Genomic DNA, 18,929 nt, shown 5'->3' with positions numbered 1-18,929 from the left:
TATCAAAGATAATAACTTAAGCCAAAAAATGTTTGTATTGCACTGATTGGCAGAGAAATAATTTTTTTTATTTTTTGTGTTACTTATTGTATTCTTTGCGTCAAAATATCGAAAATTTTATTCTTGCATAGTTAATAAATCTCATATAGCTTTGCAGAACTGAAAATTAAATACAAACATAACGAACAACCTTAAAATTTAAAGATGATGAAAAACAAACTTTTCCTTGGCCTTGCTGCTTTGAGTATGTCAGCTATTCTGTTTACAAGTTGTGCTAAACTGCCACAAGCTGAAATTGACGCTGCTAATGCTGCTATTGACTCAGCTAAAGCTGTTCAAGCTGATTTGTATGTTCCTGCTAATTTTGTTGCTGTGCAAGATTCAATGAACGCCGTAATGGTAGAAGTTGAAGCGCAAAAATCAAAACTTTTCAAAAAGTACACAAAAGTTAGCGAAGGTCTTGCTGGTGTAACTGCTCTTGCTCAAGAAGTAAAAGTACAAGCTGTAACCCGCAAAGAAGAAGTAAAAGTGGAAGCAACCAATACCATTGCCGAAACTACTACTCTTATCGCAACCAACCGCGAGTTATTGAAAAAAGCTCCTAAAGGTAAAGAAGGTGCTGCTGCTCTTGCTGCTATGAAAGACGAGCTTGATGCAATTGAAGTGGCTGTTGCTGAAGCTACTGCTACATTTGACGCTGGCGATCTTCTTGGTGCTCTTGACAAAGCTAAAGCTGCTAAAGACAAAGCAACTTCAATCAACACCGAATTAAACGATGTAATTGCTAAATACCAAGCCAGAAGGTAAGATATTTCAGTTCATTTAAATCTTTTTGATTGCCCCGGTTGTTATTCAACCGGGGCTTTTTATAAATAACCGAAGCATTGATTGATGAAACGACGTTTGTTTTTTGCGGTTGCACTTATATTTATCTCTTTGATTGTGTATACGGTAGTTGTTGCTTCGGGCATCGAACCACCTCATCAAGAGATTACTGAGGCACGTAAAAAACTAGCTGTTGCCAATGTGTTACGCTCACCCCGATATGCGCGTGAGTCGTACAAGGTTGCGAGTAGTTATTACGATTCTGCAATGTATTACTGGCAACAGGAGAATCAACGATTTTTTCTTTTTCGCGACTACGAAAGAGCACGAGTGCTTGCCCTGGAGGCATTTGATTATGCTGAAACTGCCATACACAAAACCCGAAATGCAATTTCCAGCTCCGAAGAGCTACTGGGTGTCAGAGTATCTTCTCTTCAGGAACAACTCAACGATTTTGAAAAAAAATACGACAAATTTCCATTCGAACGAAAGGATAGAAAAAACTTGGTGAAATGCAACCTTCTTTTGCACGAAGGCATTTTGCTATACGAAAAGGCCGATTATCATGCCTGCAAAGTGAAACTTGATGCCGCACAAAAAATCTTTGATGAACTGAACGGATTTTACAAATTTGAGATTGAAGCCTATTTCGAAAATTATTCGCAATGGAAAAAATGGGTCAACCAAACCATTTCTTATTCGAGACGAAACAAAACAACATGCATTATTGTAGACAAAATTGCTCGCAAGTGTTTTGTTTACAAGAATGGTCGTGAAATACAACAATACGATGTAGAGCTGGGCCCAAACTGGGTAGGAACAAAAATTCAACAAGGCGATAAAAAAACTCCTGAGGGGCATTATAAAATAGTAAAAAAATTAACCAACGGCTCAACCATATACCACAAGGCACTTTTGCTCGATTACCCCAATGAGGATGATCAGAAAAGGTTTTTAGAAAACAAAAAGAATGGAACGGTGCCAAAGGGTGCAAAAATTGGAAATCTTATAGAAATTCATGGGAATGGTGGCAAAGGGGCTGATTGGACAAATGGTTGTGTGGCTCTGACCGATTCCGAAATGGATAAACTGTTTGCGACTTGCAGCGAGGGTACAAAAGTCACAATTGTTGGTTCAATGAAACCACTGAAAGAGATTTTTCCCAAGGAACAATTAAACGAGGAATAGATATGACAGAAGCAGATTTGAAGGCGTTGTTATTAAATTGGGCTAAAAAAGGATTGGAAAAGATTAAGGGATTTTTTCTTGTAGTGTGGAATGGAATTAAAAGGTTTCTGCTTGCCATTTATAAACCTGTTTTGGTATTAGTGGTTCTGGTTTCGGTTCCTCTACTGGTGAGAAATATACTCTTGCAAGCGCCTTTTGAGAAAAGTGTAACTGTGCTGACCGAACAGGATAAAATTGATAAAGCCAAAAAATCAATAAGCAAAGAGATAGCAAAAATCGATAAAAAACTTGCCTCGAAGGTGCCACGTTCTTACTATTTGGTAATCAACAGTTCTTCGAACGAATTTGTTTTGTACAAGGGAAATGCCCAATTGAAAAAGGATAAATGTTCAACCGGAAGCTATGTACTTTTAAAAGCCGGCGATCAGCAGCAATGGATGTTTAAAACACCAAAGGGCGAATTCCGGATTCATGGAAAAACGACTTCGCCGGTATGGAAAAAGCCAGACTGGGCTTTTGTGGAGGAAGGAATGCCAGTTCCATCGGCTAATCATCATACACGCTTCGAATATGGGGTTCTTGGCGATTATGCCCTGAGCCTTGGACAAGGCTACCTGATTCATGGCACATTGTATCAACGATTTCTCGGTCTTCCGGTTACTCACGGATGTATCCGGTTAAACGACGAGAATCTGAAACTGATATACAATTCAATGGCTGTAGGTTCGAAAGTATATATATATTAAAAAATTAACTTCGACGATATGAAAGGCAACCTCTGGCGAATTATAATTCGATGGTTTTTGGTTTTATTTGTGCTTGTGCTATTCTCTTTCCTTATTAGTCTTGCAATAGCTCCCCTGCATAAGAAAGCTTCTCTTGAAGGTTTAGTAAATTCTGATTCGATTCTTGTAACAGGCTTCGACAGCATTCTGAATCATCAGGATATTACTCCATTGCTAAAGGAAAGAGTTTACAAAGAAGCATTGCTAAAACTTGCCGAAAACGATTCCATTCAACTGGTAATCAATCTCCCTGACAGTACTGTCTGCTTGTATATCAAAGGGGTTAAGATTCACGAAAGCAAAGCCTTGAAAATAAAACGTGATGCACTGCTGGACAAGGTATCGAATCTACAGTATGCCTGGTTATTTAATGAGCCTATTGCCATACAAACCCAGTTTGCAACCATTGTGAAAGAACCCATAGTAGAAAGGCAGGCGCCTAAAGATACCATTGAAGCAGCAGCCAACGCTTATCAACCCGATACCTTGGTGCAAAAACCGGCTTTTCTTCTTATGGAACTTAATTATGGAATCCGGGTAATTCTGGAACAGGATAGGAGAGTGAGCTTTGAAGATAAGTGGGAGCATTTCAAGTTTTACTCGCACATTATCCACAACGATGTTCAGTTTGGACTGAATAACTTCATGAAGATACAAAAGCACGATTTCTATCCAACACTTACTTTGGAAATCCCAATGGATGAACTTCGTGCCATTTATCGCGCTCTTCCTACTCAATCTTGGGTGGTGATCCGATTGTAACTAAAATGGGTATTGAATAGCAATTTTTATGTTTTCTTGAACAATTTGTAAACCTCTCAAAAATTTGCCTCCATTGAGCTAGTTTAAGCAAGCAGGTATGTGATGTATCCAATGTAGCCTAGTAGCAGGATGCCCGACTCCCATCGGTCGAGTTTGTGTCTTTTTCCGCTAAACATAAATAGAAAGAGCACAATGGTAGCAACACTCAGTAACAAGATATCGAAATTAAACGATGGATTGTATCGGATTGGCCTAATGAGTGCGCTTATACCCAGAATAAAGAAAATATTGAAGATATTAGAACCGATGACATTGCCTATGGCAATGTCGCTTTTCTTGCGGATGGCAGCCACAACAGAAGTTACCAATTCGGGCAGGGAGGTGCCGGCTGAAATAATGGTGACACCTATGAGCTTTTCGCTGGCACCTAAATACTGAGCGATTTTCACTGCGCTGTCTACCACTAGTTTACTTCCAACTACTAGAAAGGCAAGGCCAATAAGAATCAATAAACCGGCTATAGATGGTTTTATCTTTTTGACATCTGAGTCGTAGGTTACTTTGTTTTTTTTTATGTCGCGAAAAATATAAAACATAAAAAAAGCAAAGCTTATTAGCAGAATCGCAGCCTCTATGCGGTCAATCATCTTAATTTCATTCGGATAGAAGGCGATATTTGCTAAAATTAGAATCATCACAGCGGCCAGTAACGAAAAGGGTATTTCGTTCCAAATCGTTTTTATATTCACTATAAGAGGAAATACAAGACCTGATATACCTAAAATGAACATGAGATTAAAAATGTTACTTCCCACGATATTTCCCATGGTAATGTCGGAATAGCCTTTTATCGATGAGATAATATTCACAACCAGTTCGGGTGATGATGTGCCAAAGGCGACAATGGTTAAGCCAATAATCAATTCCGAAACTTTATAATGTCTGGCAATGGAAACGGAGCCATTCACAAGCCAATCTGCCCCTTTTATTAAAACTGCAAATCCAATTGATAAAAGAATGAATTGAAGTACCATTGCTTTCGATTTTTATTTAAACTACCTATTGCCAATTTCCATGAAGATGTTTATACAAAAAACATCATTCACAGCTGCGCAATTGAACATTGAGCAAATATAGTAAAATCAAACTTGAATGGTTTTATACATAAAGTTGATTTTTTTTGTTTAAAAGAGAGCATTTAACAAAGTGAGGGCATACCTTTCAGCATGCCCCCAACTTCAACCTAACTTAAAAAACAGTTTAACTGTAAACCTGAACTACGAATATTTTATTCCGATGCCAGTACCAGCGCCCATTTAGGTTGAATTTCAAGCGCCAATTGGCCGTCCTTTGCCTTACTGCTGCCACCATTTAAGAGATCGTTGTATGTTTTATCGGTTGCCAGGGCAGTTTGAATTTTTACCGGCTCTGAAGAATTATTGAATGCTACGATTGTTTGTTTGCCCTGATACTCGCGGCTGAAAACATAAACATCCATAGCATTGTCGGTTAACAAGGTTTCAAAGCTGCCCAGTTGCAATTCTTTTCGGCTGTTGCGTATGGCAATCAGTTTATTGTAATGGTTAAACAGATCATTATTCACTTCCACCTTCTCAGCTGCCCGTGTTGTTCCATCGGGGTTATAGACCTCATCGTCATAATTAAACTCGGGCCAGATCATGGGTTTGCGGCAGTCTGGGTCGTTACCGCCCCACATACCCACTTCTTCGCCATAATATACCATGGGTGCTCCTACATAAGTCATCTGCATAATCACCAACAGTTTTTGCAATTGATAATCTTCTGCAGTTGGCTTACTCACATTGTAGAAAGGATTCGATCCTACCTGCGATTTGCCATAATAGTTGCCCCAGTCTCGATAATTCCAAATTCCACGGTTGACAATGTGCGAGGCTAAGCGGTTGGCATCATGACTTCCATAAAGGTTTTGAAGTACATAGGCAACTCCTGAGGGGTACATATCACGCATTTCTTTGAGCTTTTGGTCGAATTCCGAAGCCGAGATACGCATGCTATCGGGGTTAATAAAATACTCCATGCAGGTAAAGGCAAAATTATAGTTCATTTCCCCGTCAAACTCATCGCCTTGCAGATAAGCTTTCACTACTTCTGGTTTGTCCACAATTTCGGCAGTAAGGTATGCTGTCGGATTGATAGAGCGCACATGCTTTCTCCAATCTTTCCAGAAATTATGCGACACACAGAAAGCTACATCGAGCCTCCAACCGTCGATACCGTTTTCTATGCCCTGGCCTTTAGGATTCATCCAACGCTCTGTGGCAGCAAAAATGTATTCTTTTGGTCCTTTTACGATGCCGCTGCTGTCTTCTTTCAACTCGGGCAGCGACTGCACGCCAAACCAACCATTGAATGCAAATTTTTCGCCTGTACTGTCATTGTTCCAGCTTTTTATGATAAACCAGTCTTTGTAAGGTGAGTCTTGTTGTTTTTCTACTACATCCTTAAAAGCAAAACTGTTGATGCCCATGTGATTGAACACACCGTCGAATATCACCCGCATTCCTCGCTTATGTGCTTCCTGAATCATTTTAAGTGCCAGCTCGTCGGCACTGGTCCATACCCAGGTCGATGGGTCGATGGGGTTTTCAGTCTTCATTAGCTCGCGGTCACTTTTAGGGTCGGGGCCAAAATTCGGGTCGATATGGTGATAACTGGCACCATCGTATTTGTGCAGCGAAGGAGCATCGAACAAAGGATTAAAATAAATGGCAGTAATTCCAAAATCCTTCAGGTAATCAAGTTTCTCGATTATGCCCTGAATATCGCCCCCGTAGCGTCGGCGCAGCTGATAACGGTAAAGTGGCACTTTTTTGTTTTGCAATTCATAAGGCTTGAGTTCATACCAGTCGCTGGTCCATGGGTGAATCTGCCAGAACTCCGGAAGCTCCTGCGGATCGGCACCGGCAATGTCATCAACAGTAGGGTCGTTGGTTGTATCACCATTGTAAAACCTCTCAGGAAATATCTGATACCAGACCACTTCTTTTGCCCAGCGGGGAACAAATTCATCATGATCAAAGTCGGGATTTGAATCTGCATTGATATTCCCCTGGCAATTACTTAGCAAAAAGCTAACAGCGACAATAATAAAAGCGTACAGTTTATTCATCGATTTAGTATGAGTTGAATTGAACCTTAAGATTATACTTTACCTTAATGGAAGCAAATGTAAATTGGATTGAATGAAATGTCCAGAAACAAAACCCGAATATTAATCACTGTCTATTTTTCAATCAACACCTTGTTTTATAAAGTGTCTATAATCAATTAAATACAAAATATTATGCTCGAAGTTTGTTGTTCTCAGATATAGACCCATTCAATGCCTGCCGCGCTATTTTATGGAAAGAAATAGTTCGGATCACTATTGTCCGGTAAATTGTCAAAAATGATGATATGTATTATCTATTAGATTTTACTGACTGAAAATAAGCAAGTTATAATTAAGGTAAAAATATTTTTTTGTTTTATTCTGATGCCCCTGGCTTAAGCCAGGGGTAATTGATGTAACACTGATTAATGGCTTTAGCCCAACTGTCGAAAAATTAACCGGACAATAGTGTTTCGGATTCAAAATTATAATGTAGCAAAAGTCATTGCCATAATTTTTCTGGAATAGATACTTTCAAAAACCCTATGAGTGGAAATCTTCAAAAAGATTTAACCTCAAATAGTATTAGTGTAACTATCTTTCAACTTAAATTAGAACCGTTTGTTAATTTGTTGTATAAAAAAACGAAAACATTAAACAAACTACATGGCAAAAATAGCAGTAATAGGTGCAGGATTCTCCGGATTGTCGGCTGCTTCTTACCTTGCAAAAACCGGTCACGAAGTAACAGTTTATGAAAAAAATGAAGGTATAGGCGGCAGGGCACGGCAGCTAAAAGTTGATGGCTTTACTTTCGATATGGGTCCATCGTGGTATTGGATGCCCGATGTCATCGAACGTTTTTTTAATGATTTTGGAAAATCGGCGTCGGACTATTATCAATTAGAGCGCCTCGATCCGGGTTACGAAGTCTATTTTGGTGTTGAAGACTCCATTAAAATAAGTGCCAGCAAAGAGAAGATTTTTGCAGCATTCGAGAAAGAAGAGTACGGCAGTAGCAGGTTCCTGAAGAAGTTCCTCGACGATTCGGCATTTAATTACCAGGCTGCCATGAGCAGTGTAGTGTATAAACCCGGTAAATCGCCTCTCGAGCTTGTTACCTGGGCAACGGTAAAGCGAATAAGACAGTTTTTTACTTCCATCAGTGGAGTTGTGCGCAAGCACATTAAAAGCGAAAAGCTTGCCCAAATTCTGGAGTTTCCGGTCTTGTTTCTGGGTGCCAAGCCCGAAAAAACACCAGCTTTTTATTGCCTTATGAATCATGCCGACATGAACCTTGGCACCTGGTACATCAAAGGAGGTTTTTTCGAATTGGTGAAGGCCATGGCTTCACTGGCTGAGAGTTTAGGTGTTAAAATTGAAACAAACAGTCCTGTTTCGGAAATATTGCTGGAACAACGCTCCATTAAGGGCATTCTGGTAAATGGAAAAAAAAGAGAAGTTGATTTTGTGATATCCAGTGCCGATTACCACCATACCGAAATGATGCTCGACAAAAAATTGCGCAACTATTCCGATCGATACTGGAAAAGCCGTGTAATGGCACCATCCGCGTTACTGTTTTATGTAGGTTTCGACCGGAAAATAAAAAATGTGTCGCACCACACACTTTTTTTTGACACCAGTTTTAAAGAGCACGCTTCCAAGATATATGACAATCCAGGATGGCCGGAAAAGCCACTTTTTTATGCTAGCTTTACAAGTATTACCGATACCTCTGTAGCCCCGGAAGGAAAAGAAAATGCGGTTTTTTTAATTCCTCTGGCTCCTGGAATTGATGACACACCTGAATTGCGCGACAAGTATTTTGATCAGATAATAAACAGGATGGAGAAAATGATTAAACAAAACATTAGCGATGCTGTTATTCTGAAAAAATCGTATTGTATATCCGATTTTGAGCGCGATTACAATGCATTCAGAGGCAATGCCTATGGTTTGGCCAACATATTATTGCAGACCGGATTTTTGAAGCCCAGACTCGAAAGTAAAAAAATCCGAAACCTCATGTACACTGGTCAACTTTCTGTTCCGGGTCCAGGGGTGCCTCCTTCGCTCATTTCGGGTAAAATTGCAGCTGAGCTTGTGTTGTCGAAACTTAAAAAACTGAACTCATGACAGGCTTCTACGACGAGGTTACCTATAAAATAAGCAAATTGGTTACCAACAGTTACAGCACTTCTTTTTCCTTGGGCGTTTCCTTACTCGATCCCATTATACGGAATGATATTTTTAGCATCTATGGTTTTGTGAGGTTTGCCGATGAGATTGTAGATACTTTTCATGATACAAACAAAGAAAAGCTATTAAATGATTTTGAAGCAAGTTATTACCTTGCTTACCGCGAGGGAATCAGCCTCAATCCAATATTGCATTCCTTTCAGCTTACAGTGAAAAAATACCAGATTGACGACGCACTTATTCAGGCATTTTTAAAAAGCATGCGCTACGATTTACACAAAAAAGAATACGACGAGAAAGGAATTATTGAATACATCTATGGTTCGGCCGATGTAGTTGGCCTTATGTGCTTAAAGGTTTTTGTTTATGGCGACGAACAAAAATACAATGAACTTAAACCCTTTGCGATGCGTCTGGGATCGGCTTTTCAAAAAGTCAATTTCTTACGCGACCTCAACAACGATGTTACCGAATTGCAACGAACCTATTTTCCTATTTTGAGGCAAAAAAGCCTCAACCACGAAACTCTTAAAAACATTATCGATGACATTACTAAGGATTTTGAAGAGGCTCGTCTGGGGATTCTGAAGCTGCCAAAATCTTCACGTACTGGTGTATACACTGCCTACCTCTATTACCTTTCGTTATTGCGCAAAATAAAACGTACTAAGCCCAAACACATTATGGAAAGCCGTATTCGTATTTCTAACTTCCATAAAATACTATTGCTTAACCAGGCTTATTTTTCGGTAAAGGCCAATTTAGTCTGATAATACAAACCCATCGAAATATGAGTCTTTATCTGCTAATTGAAATAATTGCTATTGCTGTGCCACTGGCTTTAAGTTTTGAGAATAACTTGCAGCTATACAAACGATGGATTTTTGTTTTTGCTGCCATCGTATTAAGCATGATTCCCTTTTTAATTTGGGATATAATTTTTGCATACAGAGGAGTTTGGGGTTTTAATCCTGATTATCATTTAAATGTACTTCTTCTAAAACTTCCCCTCGAAGAGTGGTTGTTCTTTGTTATTGTACCTTACTGTTGCATTTTTACCTATTATGTCTTTAAATTTCACTTTCCAAAGTATCATCTCAATGAAAAAATCGCCAGGCAGATAGGTTATGCCCTTATTTTTCCGGCAATTGCATTGGCTGTTGTATATTTCGACAGAAGCTACACCGCAGTGAATCTATTATTCTTTGCGCTGGTAAGTCTGGTAAGCCTCCGTTGGCACTCCGAACTATTTGGTCGGTTTTTATTGGTTTTTCCAGTATTGTGTGTACCCTTTACCCTAATGAATGGCATACTCACCGGAACTGGGATTGAGGGTGAAATTGTCTGGTATAACAGTCAGGAAATCATAGGATGGAGATTTGGCACTATTCCATTCGAAGATTTCTTTTTTGCTTTTAGCCTTATTTTGTTGAACCTGTTTTTGCTTGAAAAACTCGAAAAGCGTTTCAAAAAAACTACTCCACAATGAAAGTAGCTGTAATAGGTTCAGGAATTGGTGGATTAGCCATCGCCATCCGTCTGGCAATTAAAGGCCATCAGGTGGATGTCTTTGAGAAGAATTCCTATCCGGGGGGCAAACTCAACGAAATAAGAACAAATGGTTATCGTTTCGATACAGGCCCTTCGCTATTTACATTACCGCAATTACTAGACGAAATACAAGAACTTTCCGGAATTGAAAAGGTCCAGAGGCTTGCTTATGAAAAGCTCGATATAGTATGCAAATACTTCTATCCAAACGGGAAACAGATCAATGCTTATGCCGATCCGGAGCGTTTTGCACACGAATGCGAACAACAAGTAGGCGAGAAGCCCGAGAATATTTTACGGCATCTCAGTAAGGTGGAGGTGTTATACCGTCAGACAGCGCCTATATTTCTGTTTAATTCGCTGCACAGATGGCGCAATTATTTTCAGATGAATGTGCTTAAAGCGGTTTTGCGTTTCGATCGGGTCAATCTTTTCAGCACCATGCATTCAGTGAACAAAAGACGATTTCACAGCCCCGAAGTGGTTCAATTGTTCGACCGATATGGTACTTACAACGGTTCCGACCCATACCGGGCACCTGCTACCCTTAATGTAATCGGTCATTTGGAGAATAACATGGGGGCTTATTTTCCTTCAGAAGGTATGTATGCCATCGCAAAGCATCTTTTTAAAATTGCCACAGATAAAGGGGTTCGTTTTCATTTTAATACACTTGTAAGCCGTTTGCATACAAAAGGGAAAAGGATTACCGCCATACAGGCTAATGATTTGGAATTACCATTTGACCTGGTTTGCTCCGATAGCGATGTGAGTTACCTGGCCGATAACATGCTTCGCCATCCTCTAAGAAAAAGGCTTGCTAGAATGGAACCATCTTCATCAGCACTGATTTTTTACTGGGGCGTTCGCAAAGAATTTCCTGAACTCGATTTGCACAATATCATTTTTAGCAGGCATTACAGAGAAGAATTCCAAGCTTATTTTAAAGAGAAAACCATTATTTACGACCCGACAGTCTACATTTTTATAAGTTCTAAAGTTGTTAAAAACGATGCTCCCAAAGGCTGCGAAAACTGGTTTGTGATGGTGAATGCACCTGTAGTGTCGGGTCAGGATTGGCCTAAGCTGATTGATGAAACACGCAAACGGGTGGTTGAAAAAATAAATAAGATTCTTCATACTGATATTAACTCTCTGATCGAGACAGAAGAGGTATTAAGTCCGGTTACCATCGAAAGCAAAACGCTGAGCAAAGGTGGAGCCTTGTATGGGCATTCCGGAAATTCTAAGCTAGCTGCAATTTTGCGCCACCCAAATTTTTTAAACAAATTCAGAAATCTGTACTTTGTGGGTGGCAGTGTGCATCCGGGGGGTGGAATACCACTATGTCTGGCAAGTGCCCGAATTGTCGATTCTGAAATACCAGCAGCCCAATGAAAAAGCTAATCTACTTAATCAGTAGCGCTGGATTGCCTTACACTTTCGTTTTCTTTTATTTGGTAGGAATTACATTGTTTGTTGTACCTCCTTTAAAAGCTTTGTTTTTTTATAGTATTCCTTTTTCGCTTTTGTTGGCGTTTTTTGCTCTGCTATATACACATAAGAATCGCACATCGAAATTCTGGCTGGCGTTTTTGCTCATACCCATTTTAGGAATTGTAGTTGAAATTGTAGGCGTGCACACAGGGCTAATTTTTGGCACTTATACCTACCATCAATCGCTTGGCTTGAAACTGGCTGATGTGCCATTACTTATAGGAATTAATTGGATGCTGCTGGTGTATTGCTCCAATGCCATGATGGTGAAATTCTCTCAAAACAAGTCGGTGATTGTTTTGGGCGCTTCTTTACTGATGGTTTGCTACGACCTGATTCTGGAATTTGCAGCCCCTGCCATGCAAATGTGGTCTTTTGACAGGCCTTATCCACCTTTACTGAACTTTGTAGGTTGGTTTATAACTTCATTGGTTTTTCAAATCATATTGGTTTTCTTGAAAGTCGACACAAAGAACAATTTTGCCAGAATCCTTTTTCTGATTCAGATTGTATTTCTATCCTTAATTGTCTTTGCTGACTTGATAGTAGGCTAAAACTCATGTTATGCAAAGAATGAAATTCAGATTTCCGCTTTTATTTATACTTCTTGCTTTATTTGCTACCAACACCTTTGGTCAGAATGATTACAATGATGAATTATTCAGAGCTTACCTTTCTAAAGACCGCGATTTGTGGCTGGCAACCATAAAAAGTCAGGAATTATCAAAAACAAAAAACACTTTCAATAACCAACTTGCACTTATCAATAGCTATTATGGCTACGTAGGCTGGTTGCTTGCCGAAAAAAAAACGGATCAGGCAGAGCTTTACCTCGACAAAGGATGGGATCTTTTAGAACAATTGAGTGGAAAGTATCCTGAAAATGCTACCCTAATGGCCTATCAGGGCGCCTGGCTCGGATTCGAGATTACAATGAATTCTCTGAAAACAGTATACCTTGGGCCTAAAAGCATGAAATTCATCAACCAATCGCTTGAAAAAGATCCCGACAATATACAAGGCCTGATAGAAAAGGGAAATGCCTATTATTTTATGCCTGCCAGTTTTGGAGGCGATAAGCTAAAAACTCTCCAACTTTTCAAACAAGCTCTTTCACTTATGAAGAGCAGCCTTCAACATCAAACTAACTGGCAGTACCTTCAGCTTCAGGCCAGGGTAGGAATAATCTTAAGCGAAACAGGTCAAAACCAGAAAGCAATCGAGCATTATCAATCGCTGCTAAAATCATATCCTGATTTTATTTGGGTGCGCGATGAATTGTACCCCGACTTACTCAGCAAGATGTCTCCATCACAGTAAAAAGTCTTTTTGAGTTTACTCTTTGATTTTCGTAAAAACAATCTACTTTTGATGCCGTTTCAGGTTTTTGTGTGCCGCAAGGGTAAATCCAAAGTCTTTTTTGGCATGTTAAAAGTCAGGATGACGTTTTTACCGTTTGTTTACATTTGTTTTTAATAAAATATTCATCGCTAAATCGACGAAGTATTATGAAGTATACTATGTTAAGCAAACAGCACGAGCAGCTGGGAGCAAAGATGACGCCCTTTGCCGGATATTATATGCCACTTGAATATTCGGGAGTAATTAAAGAACACATGGCTGTACGCGATGCTGCTGGTATTTTTGATGTTTCGCACATGGGCGAGTTCTGGATTAAAGGTGCGGGAGCATTGCCTCTGCTTCAGAAAATCACCACCAACGATGTATCGAAACTGGCGTTGGGTCAGGCACAGTATACATGCATGCCCAACGGAAAGGGTGGCATTGTCGACGACCTGATTATCTACCACTTTGAGCAGGATAAATACATGGCTGTTGTCAATGCAGCCAACCTCGATAAAGACTGGAACTGGATGAACGAGCACAATACTTTTGGTGCCGAGCTGGAGAATGCTTCCGACCAGATCTCCTTGATAGCATTGCAAGGTCCCATGGCAAGGCAGATATTACAGCAGCTCACTACTTGTAGCCTCGATGGAATAGAGAGTTTTCATTTTAGCGTTGGTCCCGTGGCAGGAGCAGCTGAGGTAATTATTTCTGCTACAGGATACACTGGTGCAGGTGGGTACGAACTATATTGTTACAACGCCGATGCCGCAAAAATCTGGGAAGCACTTTTTACGGCAGGTCAGGAGTTTGGTCTTCAACCGGCTGGACTGGCTGCCCGCGATACCCTTAGGCTCGAAATGGGCTATTGCCTTTATGGAAATGATATAGACGATACCACTTCGCCTATAGAGGCTGGTCTTGGTTGGATTGTAAAGTTTGCAGAGAATAAAAACTTCATTGACCGGGAATTGCTTGCAAAACAGAAAAAAGAGGGTGTGTCGCGCAAACTTGTCGGCATAGAACTAATCGACCGGGGAATTCCACGACACGGATATCCTCTTGTTGATAAAAATGGTCAATCAATAGGAGTAGTTACATCGGGCACCATGTCGCCTATTCTTGAAAAAGGAATAGGCATGGCTTATATCGACAGCAACCATTCTGGCACAGGCAATACTGTTTTTGTACAGGTGCGCAACAAGAATCTCGAAGCCATGGTCGTAAAACTACCATTCATTTAATCAATCAGGTCTCATGTCTCCAAAAAGAAATATCGAAGTTTGTTTCACACCGGCTTCTTACGAAGTGTTTAAAAAAGATTCGGCCATTGTAGTGGTGGTTGATATTCTGAGGGCAACCTCGGCCATTGTCACTGCTTTTATGAATGGGGTCGACCGTATCATGCCGGTTGCTACACTCGAAGAAGCTCAGGAACTAAAAGACCTTGGGTACATGGTGGCTGCCGAGCGTGATGGCATCGTGCGTGATTTTGCCGATTTCGGCAATTCGCCCTATAATTTTACACCTGAAAGAGTAAAAGGAAAAGATATTGTATACAGCACCACCAATGGCACACGTTGTATCATGATGGCAAGCCATAGTTACCGTGTTCTCATTGGATCCTATCTGAATCAGCAGGCATTGGCCGATTTTGTAATAAACGAAAATCGCGACCTGATTATTCTCTGTGCTGGATGGAAAAGTAAATTCAACATCGAAGACAGTTTGTTTGCCGGTTCGCTTGCTAAGATTATGTTGCAGCACCCCGACTACTATACCGATTGTGATTCGACCCAAGCGGCTATCGATTTATGGGAACTGGCGAGCAAAGACCTTATGGCCTACATTGGCAAAAGTGCACAGCGTCATCGTCTGGCTAAAAACGGCCTCGATGATGTAATTGAATATTGCCATACACCTGATCTTACGCGCATTATTCCTGCCTTAAAAGAGAACTACATTGTTGACGTGTCGCGGTTGTAATTCTGTTTACAAACTGTTTGTAACTTTTATACCGATATTGTTATTCAAATAACATTGTTCGCCCTAATTATTTTATAACTTTACATCTCCAATTACAAGTTGTTAATGAGTTAACAATAAAAACAAATCTTTATGAAGAAACACAATTTTAACGCAGGGCCATCTATTCTTTCCGAATATGCTATTCAGGAAACAGCCAAAGGAGTATTAAACCTTAACGGCAGTGGGCTTTCCATTCTGGAAGTGTCGCACCGATCGAAAGAGTTTATTGCTATTATGGATGAGGCTGTAAACCTGGTGCGCGAACTACTTGATGTACCACAAAGCCATTCGGTAGTGTTTCTTCACGGTGGTGCTAGTTTGCAATTCTGTATGGTGCCTTATAACTTACTTAGTAAAAAGGCTGCCTATCTCGATACTGGAGAATGGGCTTCGAAAGCAATTAAAGAAGCCAAACTATTTGGTGATGTAGAAGTGGTGGCTTCCTCGAAAGATAAAACCTATAACTACATTCCCAAAAATTTCGTGATTCCTACCGATGCGGATTATTTCCACATTACAACCAACAACACAATATTCGGTACAGAAATTAAGAAAGATTTGGATGTATCCATTCCACTTGTCGCAGACGCTTCGTCGGATATTATGAGTCGTCCTTTCGATATTTCGAAATATGCCATCTTATATGCTGGTGCGCAGAAAAATATAGGACCCGCCGGAGTGTCGTTGGCCATTGTCCGTAACGATGTTTTGGGCAAAGTTGAACGCAGTATTCCTACGATGCTTAATTACAAAACCCATATCGACCAGGGATCGATGTTTAATACTCCATCGTGCCTACCGGTCTATTCGTCCATGTTGAACCTTCGCTGGCTTAAAAATGAAGGTGGTTTACAGGCAGCATACAAAAGGAATTTAGCCAAGGCCAACCTGCTCTATGACGAAATCGAACGGAACAAAGTTTTTGTTGCCACAGTGCCCAATGCCGAAGACCGCTCGATTATGAATGTAACCTTTGTGATGGCATCCGAATACGCAGAAAAAGAAGCCGAATTCCTTGCGCTTGCTACTTCTAAAGGTATTGATGGAATTAAAGGACATCGTTCTGTGGGAGGATTCAGGGCATCTATTTACAATGCAATGCCTATCAGCAGCGTGCAGGTATTGGTAGATGCGATGAAAGAATTTGAAGCCAAGTTATAATCGATTAACCCGTAAAGTAATGACAAAAGTACTTTTAGCAACCGATAAACCTTTTGCAGCCTCAGCTGTAGATGGAATAAAAGAAATATGCAGCGATGCCGGTTATGAACTGGTTATGCTCGAAAAATACAAATCGAAAGAGGAGTTATTAGCCGCCGTAAAAAATGTAGATGCCATGATCGTTCGCAGCGACATTGTCGATAAAGATGTGATTGCTTCGGCCTCGCAGCTTAAAATAGTTGTGCGTGCCGGTGCTGGTTACGATAACATTGACCTGGCGGCAGCTTCAGCAAAAAATGTAGTAGTAATGAACACCCCCGGTCAAAACTCCAACGCAGTGGCAGAACTGGGAATAGGCATGCTTATTTATTTAAACCGGAACGGATTTAACGGTAGTTCCGGAACTGAATTGCGCAGCAAAAAGTTGGGTCTGCATGCTTATGGTCATATCGGAAAAATTATGGCTCAGATCGGTAAGGGTCTTGGCATGAAAGTGTATGCCCATGATCCTTTTGTAGATCGAGTAATTATTGAGAATGATGGAGTTGTATGTGAAGAAAACGTATCTGACTTGTACAGAAAATGTCAATATATCGCTGTAAACCTCCCTGCCACCGAAAAAACTAAAGGATTTATCGATAGCGATCTCCTGATGTTAATGCCAGAAGGGGCTACCTTGCTCAATACCGCGCGAAAAGAGATTGTTAACGAGGCCGATTTGTTACGTATGTTTGCCGACCGGAAAGACTTCAGGTATGTAACCGATGTGGCTCCTGACTGTAGTGCTGAACTTGAAGCAAAATACCAGGGTCGCTATTTTGCTACCCCAAAAAAAATGGGTGCCCAAACCGAAGAGGCTAATATCAATGCAGGACTGGCAGCTGCCAGGCAAATAGTGTCTTTTATTGCAAATGGCGATACCACCTACAAGGTTAATAAATAATCAGCCCTAAATTACTTTTGCTTTTTTGGCCAGATAGCATTTTTGCCCGGTAATTCAGACGTTTTTTCGTCAAATTACCGGGTATTGCTTTTTATCATCCTATATTAGTGTGCTTTTTATTTAATTTTCACCTGCATAATATTTTTATTCATGGCTAAAGTAAAACCATTTAAAGGACTACGTCCGCCGGTAAAGATTGCAGCTGACCTTGCATGTCTGCCTTATGATGTAATGAACAGCAGTGAGGCTACGGCTATGGCGAAAGGTAAAGATTGTTCGCTTTTGCATGTAACAAGAGCCGAGATTGATTGTCCACCAGGAACAGATATACACTCCGTTGAAGTATATGAAAAATCGGTCGAAAGCTTTAAACTATTTTTAAAAAATGGATGGCTGGTGCAGGATCCGGAACCCAGATTCTATATCTATGCACAAACCATGAACAAGCATACACAGTATGGTATTGTAGGCTGCGCAAGTTGCGAGGATTACGAAAAGGGAGTGATAAAAAAACATGAACTAACCAGACCCGATAAAGAGGAGGACCGGATGATTCTAACCCGACATCTGAGCGCTAATGTCGAACCTGTATTTTTTTCTTATAAAGCAGTACCTGAAATTGATGCCATTGTAGAGGAAGTTGTTCTCACACAGAAGGCTGAATATAGTTTTATTGCGGAAGATGGTTTTGGGCATCAGTTCTGGGTAATCAATGAAGAAAGTAAAAACAAGCAAATTGAACGCCTGTTTCAAGAAAAAGTTCCATCGACCTATGTAGCCGACGGACATCATCGTACAGCAGCTGCAGCGCGCATTGGAGCCGAACGTGCAGCAGCTAATCCCAATCACACAGGTTCCGAGGAGTATAATTTTTTCATGGCCGTACACTTCCCCGATAATCAATTGAATATTATTGATTATAACCGTTTGGTGAAGGATCTGAATGGGCTTACTGTTCAGGAGTTTATCCATGCACTAAAGTCAGGATTTAAGATTGAGAAAATGGGTTTAGAAGTATTTAAGCCAGCCCGATTGCACGAAATTGCTATGTATGTCGAAGGAAACTGGTACTCGCTTCAGGCCAAAGAAGGCACTTTTAACGATGAGGATGTAATCGATTGTTTGGATGTGACTTTGTTATCTAAAATGATTCTCGATCCGATATTGGGTATCAAAGACCTTCGAAACTCCAGGCGAATTGATTTTGTAGGTGGTATTCGCGGATTGAAAGTTCTTCAGGAACGGGTCGACAACGGAGAAATGATAATAGCTTTTGCCCTGTTCCCAGTGAGTATGAAGCAGCTGATTGATATTGCCGACTCGGGCAACATTATGCCACCCAAAACCACCTGGTTCGAACCCAAACTTCGGAGTGGGCTGGTAATTCATCTGCTTGATTAATGGTATTTACATGATTTTTTCAATTAGCAAGATAAATAGAACAACCTCTGTAAGTAACAGGCTTTTTATAATAGCTTCTTTTAATTCAATCTAAATAATAAGGGAT

Annotated in this window: 17 protein-coding genes; 15 read left to right on the top strand and 2 right to left on the bottom strand. The window is 40.4% G+C overall.

What is annotated here, in order from left to right:
- The first annotated feature begins 204 nt into the window (after positions 1-204).
- The 4 genes from IPM71_02470 to IPM71_02455 all read left to right on the top strand — a co-directional run bounded on the left by IPM71_02470 (position 205) and on the right by IPM71_02455 (position 3,560).
- Positions 205-807 carry a hypothetical protein gene (locus tag IPM71_02470; protein QQS51610.1) on the top strand — a complete coding sequence of 201 codons (603 nt, stop codon included), beginning with the start codon at positions 205-207 and terminating at the stop codon, positions 805-807.
- Between the two features lie 84 nt (positions 808-891).
- A complete protein-coding gene (locus tag IPM71_02465) occupies positions 892-2,013 on the top strand; it encodes a L,D-transpeptidase family protein (protein QQS51609.1) in 1,122 nt (373 codons plus the stop codon).
- 2 nt (positions 2,014-2,015) lie between these two features.
- Positions 2,016-2,759 carry a L,D-transpeptidase gene (locus IPM71_02460; protein ID QQS51608.1) on the top strand — a complete coding sequence of 248 codons (744 nt, stop codon included), beginning with the start codon at positions 2,016-2,018 and terminating at the stop codon, positions 2,757-2,759.
- Between the two features lie 18 nt (positions 2,760-2,777).
- Complete coding sequence (locus tag IPM71_02455; protein ID QQS51607.1) at positions 2,778-3,560, top strand: hypothetical protein; 783 nt, start codon at positions 2,778-2,780, stop codon at positions 3,558-3,560.
- 83 nt (positions 3,561-3,643) lie between these two features.
- Here the strand turns inward: IPM71_02455 and IPM71_02450 are convergent, their stop codons facing one another.
- Positions 3,644-4,594, bottom strand: coding sequence for a calcium/sodium antiporter (locus tag IPM71_02450; protein ID QQS51606.1), 951 nt, complete (start codon positions 4,592-4,594; stop codon positions 3,644-3,646).
- A 254-nt stretch (positions 4,595-4,848) separates the two neighbouring features.
- Complete coding sequence (locus IPM71_02445) at positions 4,849-6,711, bottom strand: glycoside hydrolase family 13 protein (GenBank protein ID QQS51605.1); 1,863 nt, start codon at positions 6,709-6,711, stop codon at positions 4,849-4,851.
- 648 nt (positions 6,712-7,359) lie between these two features.
- Here IPM71_02445 and crtI (IPM71_02440) point away from each other — a divergent pair.
- The 11 genes from crtI (IPM71_02440) (at position 7,360) to IPM71_02390 (ending at position 18,823) form a co-directional block, all read left to right on the top strand.
- Positions 7,360-8,832, top strand: coding sequence for a phytoene desaturase (crtI, locus tag IPM71_02440; GenBank protein ID QQS51604.1), 1,473 nt, complete (start codon positions 7,360-7,362; stop codon positions 8,830-8,832).
- Positions 8,829-9,665 carry a phytoene/squalene synthase family protein gene (locus tag IPM71_02435; GenBank protein QQS51603.1) on the top strand — a complete coding sequence of 279 codons (837 nt, stop codon included), beginning with the start codon at positions 8,829-8,831 and terminating at the stop codon, positions 9,663-9,665. Before crtI (IPM71_02440) ends, IPM71_02435 begins: the two co-directional genes overlap by 4 nt.
- 20 nt (positions 9,666-9,685) lie before the next feature.
- Positions 9,686-10,384 (top strand): lycopene cyclase domain-containing protein, encoded by a 699-nt coding sequence (locus IPM71_02430; protein ID QQS51602.1) that lies wholly within the window; start codon positions 9,686-9,688, stop codon positions 10,382-10,384.
- A complete protein-coding gene (gene crtI, locus IPM71_02425) occupies positions 10,381-11,844 on the top strand; it encodes a phytoene desaturase (protein ID QQS51601.1) in 1,464 nt (487 codons plus the stop codon). The genes IPM71_02430 and crtI (IPM71_02425) overlap by 4 nt, the downstream gene beginning before the upstream one ends.
- Entirely contained in the window at positions 11,841-12,497 is a 657-nt protein-coding gene (locus IPM71_02420) for a carotenoid biosynthesis protein (GenBank protein ID QQS51600.1), read from the top strand. Before crtI (IPM71_02425) ends, IPM71_02420 begins: the two co-directional genes overlap by 4 nt.
- Before the next feature lie 10 nt (positions 12,498-12,507).
- Positions 12,508-13,263 carry a hypothetical protein gene (locus IPM71_02415; GenBank protein QQS51599.1) on the top strand — a complete coding sequence of 252 codons (756 nt, stop codon included), beginning with the start codon at positions 12,508-12,510 and terminating at the stop codon, positions 13,261-13,263.
- A 188-nt stretch (positions 13,264-13,451) separates the two neighbouring features.
- Positions 13,452-14,534: a glycine cleavage system aminomethyltransferase GcvT gene (gene gcvT / locus IPM71_02410; protein ID QQS51598.1), complete on the top strand. Its 1,083-nt coding sequence runs from the start codon at positions 13,452-13,454 to the stop codon at positions 14,532-14,534.
- A 13-nt stretch (positions 14,535-14,547) separates the two neighbouring features.
- Entirely contained in the window at positions 14,548-15,276 is a 729-nt protein-coding gene (locus tag IPM71_02405; protein ID QQS51597.1) for a 2-phosphosulfolactate phosphatase, read from the top strand.
- A gap of 132 nt (positions 15,277-15,408) precedes the next feature.
- The gene (gene serC / locus IPM71_02400; GenBank protein ID QQS51596.1) at positions 15,409-16,479 is read left to right on the top strand and encodes a 3-phosphoserine/phosphohydroxythreonine transaminase; all 1,071 of its coding nucleotides are present in this window, start codon (positions 15,409-15,411) and stop codon (positions 16,477-16,479) included.
- A gap of 19 nt (positions 16,480-16,498) precedes the next feature.
- Complete coding sequence (locus tag IPM71_02395) at positions 16,499-17,422, top strand: 3-phosphoglycerate dehydrogenase (protein QQS51595.1); 924 nt, start codon at positions 16,499-16,501, stop codon at positions 17,420-17,422.
- A 150-nt stretch (positions 17,423-17,572) separates the two neighbouring features.
- On the top strand, positions 17,573-18,823 hold the full coding sequence (locus tag IPM71_02390) for a DUF1015 domain-containing protein (GenBank protein ID QQS51594.1): 1,251 nt from the start codon (positions 17,573-17,575) through the stop codon (positions 18,821-18,823).
- The last annotated feature ends 106 nt before the right edge of the window (positions 18,824-18,929 follow it).

The organism is Bacteroidota bacterium (assembly GCA_016699695.1).
Classification (GTDB): Bacteria; Bacteroidota; Bacteroidia; order Bacteroidales; family UBA10428; genus UBA10428.
This window is presented reverse-complemented; position numbering and strand designations above follow the sequence as displayed.

Coding starts and splice junctions, on each gene's coding strand:
- IPM71_02470 (QQS51610.1), top strand. CDS start 205: ATGATGAAAAACAAACTTTTCCTTGGCCTTGCTGCTTTGAGTATGTCA.
- IPM71_02465 (QQS51609.1), top strand. CDS start 892: ATGAAACGACGTTTGTTTTTTGCGGTTGCACTTATATTTATCTCTTTG.
- IPM71_02460 (QQS51608.1), top strand. CDS start 2,016: ATGACAGAAGCAGATTTGAAGGCGTTGTTATTAAATTGGGCTAAAAAA.
- IPM71_02455 (QQS51607.1), top strand. CDS start 2,778: ATGAAAGGCAACCTCTGGCGAATTATAATTCGATGGTTTTTGGTTTTA.
- IPM71_02450 (QQS51606.1), bottom strand. CDS start 4,594: ATGGTACTTCAATTCATTCTTTTATCAATTGGATTTGCAGTTTTAATA.
- IPM71_02445 (QQS51605.1), bottom strand. CDS start 6,711: ATGAATAAACTGTACGCTTTTATTATTGTCGCTGTTAGCTTTTTGCTA.
- crtI (QQS51604.1), top strand. CDS start 7,360: ATGGCAAAAATAGCAGTAATAGGTGCAGGATTCTCCGGATTGTCGGCT.
- IPM71_02435 (QQS51603.1), top strand. CDS start 8,829: ATGACAGGCTTCTACGACGAGGTTACCTATAAAATAAGCAAATTGGTT.
- IPM71_02430 (QQS51602.1), top strand. CDS start 9,686: ATGAGTCTTTATCTGCTAATTGAAATAATTGCTATTGCTGTGCCACTG.
- crtI (QQS51601.1), top strand. CDS start 10,381: ATGAAAGTAGCTGTAATAGGTTCAGGAATTGGTGGATTAGCCATCGCC.
- IPM71_02420 (QQS51600.1), top strand. CDS start 11,841: ATGAAAAAGCTAATCTACTTAATCAGTAGCGCTGGATTGCCTTACACT.
- IPM71_02415 (QQS51599.1), top strand. CDS start 12,508: ATGCAAAGAATGAAATTCAGATTTCCGCTTTTATTTATACTTCTTGCT.
- gcvT (QQS51598.1), top strand. CDS start 13,452: ATGAAGTATACTATGTTAAGCAAACAGCACGAGCAGCTGGGAGCAAAG.
- IPM71_02405 (QQS51597.1), top strand. CDS start 14,548: ATGTCTCCAAAAAGAAATATCGAAGTTTGTTTCACACCGGCTTCTTAC.
- serC (QQS51596.1), top strand. CDS start 15,409: ATGAAGAAACACAATTTTAACGCAGGGCCATCTATTCTTTCCGAATAT.
- IPM71_02395 (QQS51595.1), top strand. CDS start 16,499: ATGACAAAAGTACTTTTAGCAACCGATAAACCTTTTGCAGCCTCAGCT.
- IPM71_02390 (QQS51594.1), top strand. CDS start 17,573: ATGGCTAAAGTAAAACCATTTAAAGGACTACGTCCGCCGGTAAAGATT.